Genomic DNA, 12,636 nt, shown 5'->3' with positions numbered 1-12,636 from the left:
TAAAAGTGACTAATGAGCTTGATCCCAGTTATCACCGTGACCTGCTTCTGCAACCAACGGTACTTTTAGCTCTGCTGCAGATTCCATCAATTTCTGTACTTTACTTTCAATTTCGGACAATGATGACTCTTCAACTTCAAAGACCAATTCATCGTGTACTTGCATTAATAACTTCACACGACCATTGCCTTCTTCCTGAATCCACTGATCAACCAACAGCATCGCTTTCTTAATGATGTCCGCTGCCGTACCTTGCATTGGTGCGTTGATTGCCGCACGTTCAGCAGCTTTACGACGCATCCCGTTGCGCGATTTGATTTCTGGCAAATGCAAACGTCGACCAAAAATCGTTTCAACATACCCTTTATCTGCTGCTGTGCTGCGTGTGTCTTCCATGTACTGCATCACGCCTGGGTAACGTTCAAAGTATGTATCCATGTACGCTTGAGCCTCACCACGAGGAATGCCTAATTGCTTCGCCAAACCAAACGCACTCATGCCGTAAATAAGACCGAAATTAACCGCTTTCGCACGACGACGTTGCTCACTTGAAACGTCTTCAATAGAAACACCCATGATTTCTGCTGCGGTTGCCGCGTGGATATCTTTGCCATCACGGAATGCATCCAATAACGCTTGGTCACCAGAAAGGTGCGCCATGATGCGAAGTTCGATTTGCGAGTAGTCGACCGCTAAGATTTTATGCCCTGATGGCGCGACAAACGCTTGACGAATACGACGGCCAGCTTCGTTACGAATTGGAATGTTCTGTAAGTTCGGATCAGTAGAAGATAGACGACCCGTTGCGGTCACTGCTTGGTGGTAAGAAGTATGCACGCGACCCGTTGATGGGTTGATCATCTTCGGCAGTTTGTCGGTGTAAGTTGATTTTAGCTTCGCCAGACCACGGTATTCCAAAATCAGTTTTGGTAGTGGGTAGTCTAGTGCGAGTTCTTGCAGAACTTCTTCATTCGTCGATGGTGTGCCTGATGGCGTTTTCTTCACAACCGGTAAACCCATTTTTTCAAATAGGATGGCTTGTAATTGCTTTGGCGAGTTCATGTTAAACTCTTGCTCTGCAATTTCGTACGCTTTCTTTTCAAGCTCATCAAGGCGAGCGGTAATCTCGACCGACTGCGCACTCAGCTTCATTTCATCGATAAAGACCCCAGTGCGTTCAATGCGCGAAAGAACTGGCACCAACGGCATTTCAATCTCTTCGTAAACTGTCTTCAGGCTTTCATCCTGCTCGATATTAGCAAACAAGCGATTGTGCAGACGAAGGGTCACATCCGCATCTTCTGCCGCGTATGGCGATGCTTGTTCCAGTTCGATTTGGTTAAACGTAAGCTGATTTTTGCCTTTACCTGCAATTTGCTCAAAAGAAATGCAGCTGTGCTGTAGGAAGCGAAGCGCCAAGCTGTCCATATCGTGTTTACCGCCGACACTGTTGTAGATATACGATTCCAACATCGTGTCGTGCTTGATACCTTTTAGCTCAATGTCGTAACGAGCGAGTACAGACGCATCATACTTTAAGTTTTGACCGACTTTTGCTTTCGCTGCATCTTCAAGAATTGGCTTCAGCTGTTCTAGTACCCAATCACGATCAAGCTGTTCAGGCGCATCTAAATAGTCATGTGCAACTGGCACATAAGCCGCAATACCTTCATCGACAGCGAATGACAAACCAACTAGATTCGCTAGCATGTAATCTAGGTTATCGGTCTCCGTATCAAATGCAAACAGCTCAGCCGTTTGAAGTTTATCTAGCCAAGCATTGAAGGTTTCTTTATCCAGAATTGTTTCATATTGGCTGCGATCGATTGTTACCGCAGAAGTTTCCATCTCGGCTTGAGAAGAAGAAGCTTGTGAAGATCCTGCAAGCTCTACAGCCTCCACAGATCCAGAACCGCCTTCAAGTAGTTCATTCAACCAAGATTTAAACGTCAGTTGGCCATACAGCTTCACTAATTCGTCTTTATTTGGTTCCGCTTTCAGCAATGATTCTGGCGTTTCCTCAAGCTCAACATCCAATTTGATGGTCGCGAGCTCATACGAAAGCATGGCATTTTCTTTGTTGTCGATGAGCTTTTTCGCCATGGTTTTAGAACCACGGAAACCAAGCCCTGCAATATCATCGAGGTTTTCATACAACTTCGTCAGACCACCAATACCTTGCAGTAGTGCGGTCGCGGTTTTATCACCGACACCCGGTACACCAGGAATGTTATCTACTTTATCGCCCATCAGTGCTAAGTAGTCGATGATCAACTCAGGTGGAATGCCAAACTTTTCAACCACACCTTCACGATCCATTACGACGTTCGTCATGGTGTTGATCAAGGTAATGTTATCATCCACTAGCTGCGCCATGTCTTTATCACCAGTACTGATCAATACAGGCATGCCCTTTTGTGATGCTTGGTATGCTAACGTACCGATGACGTCATCCGCCTCGACGCCAGGAACACAGATCAGCGGCAAACCCATTGCACGAATAACATTGTGTAATGGTTCAATTTGACAACGCAGGTCATCCGGCATTGGCGGACGATTCGCTTTGTATTCTGCATACATATCATCACGAAAGGTTTTTCCCTTTGCATCGAAAACCACCGCGATGCGCTCAGACGCAAACTGACGCATCATGCTGCGTAACATGTTCACGACGCCGTAAACGGCATTAGTTGGAATTTCACCATTGCTCATGGTGCCCGGGTAGGCGTGAAAAGCGCGATATAGGTAAGAAGAGCCGTCGATAAGGATCAACGGATTTTCAGGAATACTTGCCATAATTGTCTGTATCCAATTCAGTACTTGAGAGATCTGCCTAGGATGCCATGACTGCTGATCCGAATCTATCTTGTTCGCTCGATCTAGGTCGCGTAAATTTTTCCGACTTTATTCACGAAAACACCACCTCCTGTGGATAACTCTGTTTATAGAAATTATCCACTGGTTATCCAATAACAAAAAACACAAGAAAACACCAACTCAAATCATTGATTTATAATAATAAATTCGCATAACGGCGAGAAGATCAACGATCCTAAAATGATCATCGCATGTGGAAAAGATATTAATAGTGACGTCAAATAGAAATCGTAGAAAAGAAAAAAGCGACCCGAATGGGGTCGCCTAGCAGAAGTGGTAAAGCAAATTCTGTAAATAGAGCAGCTTAACCAAGAAGCTATAAATTACACTGGAAGCAATGTGAGCAATGTCGTGTCAAAAAGAATTCGTGCAAGTTCTCGGAAAAATGTTTCATCACTTCTCAACTTTCAGTTAATTAACTTCTGTTAATAAGTCACTCAACGTCCTTGTGAACTTTCCTCATTCCCTAAGACAGGTTTAATAATAATGATTCTCATTTCGTAGTCAACAGTTAAATGAGAAAAAATCTCATTTATTTTCACATTGCTTTAATGAAATGCACTCGAGATTCTCGAAGATTTACTTTTTCTTCAAACTTTTCAATGATATAGCCATTTCTCAATAACAAGCGAAGCATAGCCGGAAACTGGTTTCGAGATTTCACTTTTAATGTGTTGTAGCCTTGTTCTGCCACCCAATCCTCTTGAGCTTCCAAAAGCAGCTGTGCCACGCCTTCATTTCGAGCTTCAGGGACAACACCACCTAACCAGCTATAGAAAACACCATCCTCTAATTCGTAACCTATTTTGAAGCCGACAATCGTGCCATTTTTTTCTGCAACGAGGATTAAACTGTTTTTCTCTTCTAAACGTTGAGTCATGGAGTCTACCGTTTCTCCTTTCGAAAACTCGGTAACACGCGCCACAACTTGAAGTGCTTCTTCCAATGTGCCTTCACGAATCAGCATTGTCATTGTTCTCTTCTCCAAAATAAAAATACCCAAGCACCTTGGATTGTTACTGTTGTAATCCGCCTGAGGTTACTTGGGTATATACAGACGAACAACTCTTGTTGGTCTGGTATTTCTCACTGAGCGATAATTACTCTTCTGTCGCTTCCGGAGTACGATTTAGGTGTTGAGCAGTTTGTGCATTCTCTTCTGCCAACCACTCAGCAACGTCTTTCGCAAAGTACGTTAAGATGCCATCTGCACCTGCACGTTTGAAGCACAATAGTGATTCCATCACAATTTCACGCTCTTTGAGCCAGCCATTCATGATCGCCGCTTTATGCATCGCGTACTCGCCAGAGACTTGATAAGCAAATGTCGGTACTTGAAGTTCAGTTTTTACTCGGCGAACTACATCTAAGTATGGCATACCAGGTTTAACCATCACCATGTCCGCACCTTCGTTGATGTCTAGCGCCACTTCGTGAATCGCTTCATCAATGTTTGCTGGGTCCATTTGGTAGTTTTTCTTGTTGCCGCCTTTTAGATTTGAAGAAGAGCCAACCGCATCACGGAATGGTCCGTAGTAGTTCGATGCGTACTTAGCCGAGTAAGCCATGATTTGAGTATGAATGTAGCCCGCGTTTTCTAATGCTTCGCGGATCTTACCAATTCGGCCATCCATCATGTCTGAAGGCGCGACTACGTCAGCACCCGCTTCTGCATGAGACAAAGCCTGCTTAACCAATACTTCTGTGGTTTCATCATTCATTACGTAGCCATCTTCATCGATGATGCCGTCTTGGCCATGTGTCGTGAATGGGTCGAGTGCCACGTCTGTGATTACACCAATTTGAGGAATGTGTTCTTTAAGCGCTCGTACTGCTCGCTGAACCAAACCTTCTGGGTTGTAGGCTTCAGTAGCACATAAGCTTTTAGCGTCTTGGTTTACGACAGGGAAAAGCGCGATTGCTGGAACGCCTAGATTTGCAAGGTATTGTGCTTCTTCTAGCATTAAATCAATCGACAAACGCTCTACACCCGGCATGGACTCCACGCTCTCACGACGATCTTTACCCATAAGAATGAACATTGGGTAAATCAGATCATTAACAGAAAGTTGGTTCTCAGCCATCAAACGACGACTAAAATCGTGCTTACGTAAACGACGCATACGGCGTGCAGGGAATGGACCTTGAATTGATACAGACACCATTTTCTCCTTGTCTGGACGGTTATGATGATCAAATCATCTGGTGAACAAAATCATATCACTCTTGATGCATGTTGCGAGTGACAATCTGGAAAAAGGTAATGAAAAAAACTGAAAATGACCCAGCACTCACACTCAAGTATACTTCGAATACGAAACCAACTATGAAGCACAGAGAGTAACGATGATCGATACCCACGCGCACATCTATGCCAGCGAATTTGATAACGACCGCGATGAAGTAGTACAACGCGCCTTAACGCAAGGCATTAATAAAATCCTGTTGCCAAACATCGATCTGGACTCTATTGAGCCCATGCTACAAACCGAAGCGGCATATCCTGACGTGTGCCACTCAATGATGGGACTCCACCCTTGTTATGTGGACAGCAATGTTGAACAAACGTTGGAGATCATCCGCGGTTGGTTTGAGAAACACAAGTTTATTGCGGTGGGCGAAATCGGTATCGACCTGTATTGGGATAAAACCTATCGTGCTGAGCAAGAAATGGCGTTCGTAGCTCAACTTAACTGGGCAAAAGAGATGGACTTACCAGTCGTTATCCACACTCGTGATTCGATTGAAGAAACACTCACTTTGCTAAGACAAGAGCAAGATGGTCGTCTGCGTGGTGTATTCCACTGTTTTGGAGGCAGCTTAGAAGAAGCGCAAGCAATCAATGAGCTAGGCTTCCACTTAGGCTTGGGTGGCGTATCGACCTTTAAGAATGGCGGGATGGATAAAGTCATTCCACATTTGGATATGCAGTGGGTCATTTTAGAAACCGACTGTCCATATTTAGCGCCTGTGCCACACCGTGGTAAACGTAATGAACCAGCCTACACTTCTCTCGTTGCACAACGTGTTGCCGACTTGCGTGATGTCGACATCGCAACCATCGATGCCATAACGACTGAGAATGCCAAAAAGCTGTTTAATATTTAATTCACGAGAATTGAAAAAAGCGACGAAATCAACGTCGCTTTTTTATCACCTAAACTATTGAATGAACGATTCAACCCGTTGAAATAGTAGAACAATCCATACAAAATTATTGATAAACATAATAATTAACTAGCAACTCTACTTACTTCTCATATCGTCACTTTACTTCGTCCGCTTTGCAAAACTGTCGACAACTCGACACATTATTTTTCTATACTGATTTACGCCCATTAATTAGCACAAATGTAAAACAGCATGAATATGGAAGTTGAAGTGTGTACACATGGTGCTTACTTACAACGCGTACCGCGCAGTTTTTTTCAAAAGCTGCTGGGCATCAAGGAAGTATACGTATGCACAAAATGTGGTTACGTCATGAAAGTTAAGTAATTAGCCCAAGAAAAAACCAACCGCAAAAAAAGCGGCTCAATTGAGCCGCTTTTCACATCTAGATTAGCCTTATTCTTCGGTTTCCGCTTCTACTTCTTCGCTTCGACGAGTATAAAAACGCGCGAAGAACAAACCGACTTCAAACAGTAAACACATCGGAATAGCGAGTAAGGTTTGCGAGATCATGTCTGGTGGCGTTAACACCATACCTACGACAAACGCAGCCACTATAATATAAGGACGTTTCTGTCTTAAATCTTCTGGTGTAGTGGCCCCAGTCCAACACAACAAAATAATCGCAACAGGCACCTCAAATGCGATACCAAACGCCATAAATAGCGCCAGCACAAAGTCGAGATAACTCGAGATATCAGTTGCAAACTCTACTCCACCAAGAGAGATGGCGGTAAAGAAGCCAAACACCAATGGAAATACCACGAAGTAGGCAAATGCCACTCCACAGTAGAACAATAGCGAACTAGAGAACAGCAGTGGCATGATCAATCGACGTTCATGCTTGTACAAACCTGGCGCTACAAAGGCCCAAACTTGATACAAAATAAACGGCACCGCAATAAATACCGAAGCAATTAACGTCAGCTTAAGTGGCGTAAAAAAAGGTGACGCTACATCCGTAGCAATCATGGTCGCGCCTTCAGGTAGACGTTCTACTAAAGGTGCGGAAACAAACTCGTAAATGTGGTTAGAGAAATAAATTAGTCCGACAAACACGACCAACACTGCGAGGATTGAGCGCAGTAGTCGGTTGCGAAGCTCCAACAAATGACTAATTAAAGGTTGTGTCTGCTCGACGGTAGACATGGCAAACCTCTTATTAAAAACCAGATCAAAAAGGAGCTACCAATCACTAGTAGCTCCTCCTAATGAGACTATTCGGCTTTCTTATCTGCCGCTGTAACCTTGCTCTCTTGCGCTTTCTCTACCTTTTCTGCTGCTGGCTCTGTTTTTACAGGCTCAGCCTCTGAATCGGTGTTCTTTGCGTAAGGACGATTTACAGATTGCGCTGCCTTCTTCAACTCTTCAACTGAAGATTTCAACTCAGGGGACAAATCATCCATCCCCATTTGTTCTGCTTTGCGCAAGTTTTCTTGCAGCTCTTGGACTTTCAGCTCGTGTGACAATTCGTCTTTGACGCTATTTGCCATACTCTTAGCGGCACCGATAAAGCGAGACACGCTGCGAATAGCATGAGGCAAACGCTCCGGCCCAAGAACGACCAGACCAACAACAGATATTAATACCAGTTCCCAAAAACCGATATCAAACACGTTTTACGCCTGCTCTTTGTCTTTTTTCGTTTCAGGAGCAGCTTCTTTTTTCTGCTGCTCTTCTAGACTTTTTGGTTCGAAGTCTGCGTCTTTGTCATTTTTCGCAGGTTCATCTTCGCTCATCGCTTTTTTGAAGCCCTTAACGGCACCACCCAGATCGCCACCGATACCGCGTAGTTTCTTTGTTCCGAATAGCAATACAACAATTACAGCAATGATTAGAAGTTGCCAAACACTGATACCACCCATTCTCTTTACCTCGGGTCTTTAAACAAACAAAAATATTTCAAGAGTTTAACGTCTATTGACGATAAGCTCGCCAACTAAGCAGCCAAAATGTGACACCTGCGATACCGCAGGCCAACGAAAGCTGCTCAAAAGCATCGTTCACCAATATTGCCGAGCATACGACTAAAGTCGCGCCAACGCCAAACAAAAACTTTCCTGTCGCCTGCTGGCGCTTGCTCTGGCGATACCCTTGATAAAGCTGATCCATACGTTGATTCATCGCTTTACCTTGTTTCAGGCTATCGTAAAGTAGCTCTGGCAGTTCAGGTAATTTCTCTGCCCAAAATGGTGCGCGGTCTTTAATCGCATTCACTAGAGCTTGCGGCCCAACTTGATTCATCATCCATTCCTCCAGGAATGGTTTTGCGGTCTCCCACAAATCGAGTTGAGGATATAGCTGCCTACCAAGCCCTTCCACGTACAATAGCGTTTTTTGCAACAGTACAAGCTGTGGCTGAACCTCCATATTGAATCGACGTGCCGTGTTGAACAAATTCAACAACACATGACCAAAGGAGATTTCGCACAATGGCTTAGCAAAAATAGGCTCACACACAATGCGAATCGCGAACTCAAACTCATCGACATTGGTATCCGCAGGCACCCACCCTGAATCCACATGTAACTCCGCCACTCGGCGGTAGTCACGATTGAAAAACGCCAGGAAGTTTTCCGCCAGATAACGCTTGTCTTCGCTATTAAGTGTACCAACGATTCCGCAATCTAGCCCTATCCACATTGGGTTCTCTGGATGTTCGGGTTTGACGAACACATTACCCGGATGCATATCGGCATGGAAAAAGCTGTCTCGGAACACCTGAGTGAAGAACACACTCACACCGCGTTCCGCGAGCAATTTCATATTGGTGCCATTTGCTTTCAAGCCTTCAATATCAGAGACTTGAATGCCATATATTCGCTCAGAAACCATGACAGTTTCATTACTGAAGTCGGGAAAAACTTCAGGAACATACAATTCTTCGCTGCCCTCAAAGTTGCGGCGCAACTGAATGGCATTCGCCGCCTCACGTCGCAAGTCGAGTTCATCAAGCAGGGTTTTCTCGTACTCACGCACGACTTCAACTGGTTTTAAACGACGTGCTTCAGGCATCGCTCCGGCGACTATACGCGCCATTCGGTGCATCAGTTTTAGATCTGAATCAATGACTGGGCGAATATCTGGGCGGATAACCTTTAATACCACTTCTTGGTTAGTGTCTTTTATGCGCGCAGTATGTACCTGAGCAATCGACGCAGACGCCAGTGGTTTGATATCAAACTCGGTAAACCATTTTTCTAACGGACCACCTAATGCTTGCTCCATCTGCTTTTTTGCCAACTCGCCATCAAAAGGAGCGACTTGGTCTTGAAGTAAAGCTAGGGGATCAGCGATATGCGGAGGAAATAAGTCACGGCGCGTCGACATCATCTGACCGAACTTAATCCAAACCGGCCCCAGCTCTTGCAGTGCTAAACGCAGACGTTCACCGAGTGGTTTTTCTGGGTGCTTGTTCTTAATCCAAAACAAGCTTTTGCGCAGTAAAAGCGGAGCTTTGGTCAGTTGGTGATCGGGAAACAGCTCATCTAAGCCGTATTCCAGTTGTACTTTGGCGATGTGGTATAAGCGCTTTAGTTCTGCTGGCGTCATGGTTTCTCCAATGCAGGCTTATCTGCATCCAGCTTATTCAGCAAAGCCGTTAAACGAGCTTCAATGCGAGAAGCCTGGCTGCGAACCTCATCAACTTGGTCGCAGAAATAGGCCACTTCTAACGGAGCGGGAGCCAGTTTCCATTCTTCAGTCACTACTTGCGCAAGATGACGCTGGTGTTTTTCTGCTTGAGACGCAAGAAAGTTGCCGATGTTTTTTGAACCTTGCACAAAGGTATGTGCGGCGACATCGCCAGTCACGCGAGACAACCACTCTTCAACATCTGGTTTGCAATCCACCATCAACTGAGAGAATTTCTGCGCCAATTGAATATCGCCTTCGAGTTCAAGTTTATCTTGTTTAATAAGACGAGTGATGTTGGCCTGATCGCGCAGCTCTGGTAACACACTCAAGTTGAGCGATAGATAGCAGTTAGGCTGCCCTTCGTAATGACCAAGCACATCAATTTGCTGACTAAAAACGAATGTCAGTGTTTTATTGATCTCTTTCAGGTGAACTTGAATAACTTGACCTTTTAGACGCGCTAAACGACGGCCCAATGCTGGGTCGTCTTTGATCAGTGTATTCAGTGACGTTTCAATCACAGCGGTGATAAGTGGTTCAAATGGCATGCCGTTAACCCTTAGAATTTATAACCGCGATGCAAAGCCACAATACCACCAGTTAAGTTGTAGTATTTGGTGTTTTCAAAACCTGCGTCTTGCATCATGCCTTCCAGCGTTTCTTGGTCTGGATGCATACGGATTGACTCCGCTAGGTAGCGGTAACTCTCTGAGTCATTCGCAACTAGCTCACCGATTCTCGGCAACAAGTGGAATGAATATGCGTCGTATACTTTCGATAACGGCTCTAGCACTGGTTTTGAAAATTCCAACACCAATAGACGGCCGCCTGGCTTCAGTACGCGGAACATTGAACGAAGCGCTTTGTCTTTGTCAGTCACATTACGCAAACAAAAACTGATGGTGATGACATCAAAATAATCATCTGGGAACGGCAGTTCTTCTGCGTTGGCTTGAACGTAGTGCACGTTACCCACAATACCGTTATCACGCAGTTTATCGCGACCAACGTTAAGCATTGAGTTATTGATATCGGCAAGGATGACATGGCCTTCATCGCCAACAATGCGCGAGAATTTCGCCGTCAAATCACCCGTACCACCACCTAGGTCAAGAATACGTTGGCCAGGGCGAGCACCACTACAATCGATAGTGAAGCGCTTCCAAAGGCGGTGAATACCACCAGACATCAGGTCATTCATGATGTCGTATTTTGTTGCCACGGAGTGGAATACTTCGGCAACCTTAGTCACTTTTTCGTCTTTTGCCACTGTAGAGAAACCAAAGTGAGTGGTTTCATTCTCTAACGCTGTATTGGATTGCAAACTTGTGTCCGTCATTCTAATTCCTCTTAGGCAGCGCTTTCCTCTACGGGGCGTTTGTTGACAAATAAAATCGCCCACTGCACTGCGGGCGATTAGTTTACTTTATCCTCAGCCGGATGTCTTTCTACTAACGGGTCATTTTCTGAAAATGCATCACTCTGCGCTAACTGCGCGAGGTCGGAAGAAATCGGTCGTTTAATTTCAACTCCCAAGTGTTTAAAGCTTTCGGCTTGGCGAATCACATTTCCGCGCCCTGTGGCAAGCTTGTTCATCGCACCTTGATAGCTTTGATTCGCCTTATCCAGCGCACCGCCGAGCCCCTCCATGTCGTCTACAAACAATCGTAATTTGTCGTAGAGTTTTGTCGCACGCTGCGCAATCATTTTGGCGTTTTCATTTTGGCGTTCATTGCGCCATAGATTATCAATGGTGCGCAATGCCACCAGCAACGTTGTTGGGCTCACCAAAATGATGTTTTGCTCCATCGCGTCTTTAATCAAGCTCGGATCGGCTTGAATCGCGACTTGGAACGCCGGCTCAACCGGGATAAACATCAGAACATAGTCCAAACTCTGAATACCTTTGAGTTTGTGGTAGTCCTTCATGCTTAACCCTTTGATATGTGCACGTAGAGCAGCTAAGTGCGCATTCAAAGCCTGATCGCGCTCAGCATCAGTTTCGGCGTTGAAGTAGCGCTCATAGGCAACCAGCGCCATTTTAGAATCCACAACCACTTGTTTGTTTTGTGGGAGATGCACAATGACATCAGGTTGGTAACGCTTGCCTGCTTCATTTTGTAAGTTCACCTGAGTCTGATATTCGTGCCCTTCACGCAAGCCAGATTCGGCAAGTACCCTAGCGAGCACCACTTCGCCCCAGTTACCTTGCTGTTTGTTGTCCCCTTTCAACGCTTGGGTCAAATTAACCGCTTCGCGCGTCATTTGCTCGTTCAAACGTTGCAGGTTTTTCAGCTCATGCACTAAGGTATGGCGCTCTTTAGCTTCTTGGCTAAAGCTGTCATTAACGTGCTTTTTGAACCCTTCTAACTGTTCTCTAAGCGGTGACAACAAGCCTTCTAAACTCTGACGGTTTTGCAAATCGACCTTCGCGGTTTTTTCTTCAAACAATTGGTTGGCCAAGTGCTCAAATTGTTGTTTCAAGCGTGCTTCCGCTTGTTCTAAAATTTGCAGTTTTTCGGCATTAGCTTGGTTAATTTGCTCATGGCGAGCTTGCTGTTCACGCAGCTGCGTTTCTAGACGTGATTTGTGTTCACGCATTTGACCAAGCTCATCAAAGTATTGCTGGCGCTCTTGCTTTACAGCCTCGAAGTAACGCAGTTTTTCCATAGCTGCCATCAGCTTTCCGTGCGTTTGACGCACTTCAAACGCGGCTTTATCGCGCTCATCATCTAACTCATCCAACTCTTGCTGAGCATCGGCAAGGCTTTGCTTGACCTGTTCAAGTTGCTGTTGATGAAGCTGTTTTTCTGAAACAAGTTGTTGCTCGAGAAGCTGAGTTTGGGTGATAAAACGCTGTTTCACCCACCAACCGGCAGCGACACCACTAAGCGTGGCAGCACAAAGAGAAGAGAGAATGAGAGATTGGTACTCAAGAATCCATTGCATAAT

The 12,636-nt window shown here is 45.2% G+C and carries 11 protein-coding genes; 1 reads left to right on the top strand and 10 read right to left on the bottom strand.

Annotation, left to right across the window (positions count from 1 at the left end; all coding sequences use genetic code 11):
* Positions 1 to 9: 9 nt before the first annotated feature.
* The 3 genes from polA to hemB form a co-directional block, all read right to left on the bottom strand.
* Positions 10 to 2,796 carry a DNA polymerase I gene (gene polA / locus R7044_RS06655; protein WP_005379246.1) on the bottom strand — a complete coding sequence of 929 codons (2,787 nt, stop codon included), beginning with the start codon at positions 2,794 to 2,796 and terminating at the stop codon, positions 10 to 12.
* Between the two features lie 619 nt (positions 2,797 to 3,415).
* Positions 3,416 to 3,850, bottom strand: coding sequence for a GNAT family N-acetyltransferase (locus R7044_RS06650; RefSeq protein ID WP_005379245.1), 435 nt, complete (start codon positions 3,848 to 3,850; stop codon positions 3,416 to 3,418).
* Between the two features lie 127 nt (positions 3,851 to 3,977).
* The gene (hemB, locus tag R7044_RS06645; protein ID WP_031777176.1) at positions 3,978 to 5,039 is read right to left on the bottom strand and encodes a porphobilinogen synthase; all 1,062 of its coding nucleotides are present in this window, start codon (positions 5,037 to 5,039) and stop codon (positions 3,978 to 3,980) included.
* A gap of 184 nt (positions 5,040 to 5,223) precedes the next feature.
* Here hemB and R7044_RS06640 point away from each other — a divergent pair, with 184 nt between their 5' ends.
* Complete coding sequence (locus R7044_RS06640; RefSeq protein ID WP_017821949.1) at positions 5,224 to 5,985, top strand: TatD family hydrolase; 762 nt, start codon at positions 5,224 to 5,226, stop codon at positions 5,983 to 5,985.
* 459 nt (positions 5,986 to 6,444) lie between these two features.
* On the opposite strand, the gene tatC is transcribed toward R7044_RS06640, so the two are convergent.
* From tatC to rmuC, 7 genes are all read right to left on the bottom strand, one after another.
* On the bottom strand, positions 6,445 to 7,197 hold the full coding sequence (tatC, locus tag R7044_RS06635; RefSeq protein WP_005379234.1) for a twin-arginine translocase subunit TatC: 753 nt from the start codon (positions 7,195 to 7,197) through the stop codon (positions 6,445 to 6,447).
* 68 nt (positions 7,198 to 7,265) lie between these two features.
* A complete protein-coding gene (tatB, locus tag R7044_RS06630) occupies positions 7,266 to 7,664 on the bottom strand; it encodes a Sec-independent protein translocase protein TatB (RefSeq protein ID WP_033905892.1) in 399 nt (132 codons plus the stop codon).
* 3 nt (positions 7,665 to 7,667) lie between these two features.
* Positions 7,668 to 7,913 (bottom strand): Sec-independent protein translocase subunit TatA, encoded by a 246-nt coding sequence (tatA, locus tag R7044_RS06625; RefSeq protein ID WP_005382958.1) that lies wholly within the window; start codon positions 7,911 to 7,913, stop codon positions 7,668 to 7,670.
* A 52-nt stretch (positions 7,914 to 7,965) separates the two neighbouring features.
* Positions 7,966 to 9,600 carry a ubiquinone biosynthesis regulatory protein kinase UbiB gene (gene ubiB / locus R7044_RS06620; RefSeq protein WP_225455423.1) on the bottom strand — a complete coding sequence of 545 codons (1,635 nt, stop codon included), beginning with the start codon at positions 9,598 to 9,600 and terminating at the stop codon, positions 7,966 to 7,968.
* Positions 9,597 to 10,232, bottom strand: coding sequence for an SCP2 domain-containing protein (locus tag R7044_RS06615; protein ID WP_005379213.1), 636 nt, complete (start codon positions 10,230 to 10,232; stop codon positions 9,597 to 9,599). Before R7044_RS06615 ends, ubiB begins: the two co-directional genes overlap by 4 nt.
* An 11-nt stretch (positions 10,233 to 10,243) precedes the next feature.
* On the bottom strand, positions 10,244 to 11,023 hold the full coding sequence (gene ubiE, locus R7044_RS06610) for a bifunctional demethylmenaquinone methyltransferase/2-methoxy-6-polyprenyl-1,4-benzoquinol methylase UbiE (protein WP_005379210.1): 780 nt from the start codon (positions 11,021 to 11,023) through the stop codon (positions 10,244 to 10,246).
* 77 nt (positions 11,024 to 11,100) lie between these two features.
* Positions 11,101 to 12,633, bottom strand: a complete 1,533-nt coding sequence (gene rmuC, locus R7044_RS06605) for a DNA recombination protein RmuC (protein ID WP_005379209.1) — start codon at positions 12,631 to 12,633, stop codon at positions 11,101 to 11,103.
* Positions 12,634 to 12,636: the final 3 nt, after the last annotated feature.

This window comes from Vibrio sp. 1402 (assembly GCF_033340275.1).
Note: the sequence above shows the minus strand (reverse complement) of the source record. Positions and strands in the feature narration are given on the sequence as shown.

Bases quoted from the DNA above. Each gene is read 5' to 3' on its own strand.
- polA (WP_005379246.1), bottom strand. From the start codon at position 2,796: ATGGCAAGTATTCCTGAAAATCCGTTGATCCTTATCGACGGCTCTTCT.
- R7044_RS06650 (WP_005379245.1), bottom strand. From the start codon at position 3,850: ATGACAATGCTGATTCGTGAAGGCACATTGGAAGAAGCACTTCAAGTT.
- R7044_RS06640 (WP_017821949.1), top strand. From the start codon at position 5,224: ATGATCGATACCCACGCGCACATCTATGCCAGCGAATTTGATAACGAC.
- tatC (WP_005379234.1), bottom strand. From the start codon at position 7,197: ATGTCTACCGTCGAGCAGACACAACCTTTAATTAGTCATTTGTTGGAG.
- tatA (WP_005382958.1), bottom strand. From the start codon at position 7,913: ATGGGTGGTATCAGTGTTTGGCAACTTCTAATCATTGCTGTAATTGTT.
- ubiB (WP_225455423.1), bottom strand. From the start codon at position 9,600: ATGACGCCAGCAGAACTAAAGCGCTTATACCACATCGCCAAAGTACAA.
- R7044_RS06615 (WP_005379213.1), bottom strand. From the start codon at position 10,232: ATGCCATTTGAACCACTTATCACCGCTGTGATTGAAACGTCACTGAAT.
- ubiE (WP_005379210.1), bottom strand. From the start codon at position 11,023: ATGACGGACACAAGTTTGCAATCCAATACAGCGTTAGAGAATGAAACC.
- rmuC (WP_005379209.1), bottom strand. From the start codon at position 12,633: ATGCAATGGATTCTTGAGTACCAATCTCTCATTCTCTCTTCTCTTTGT.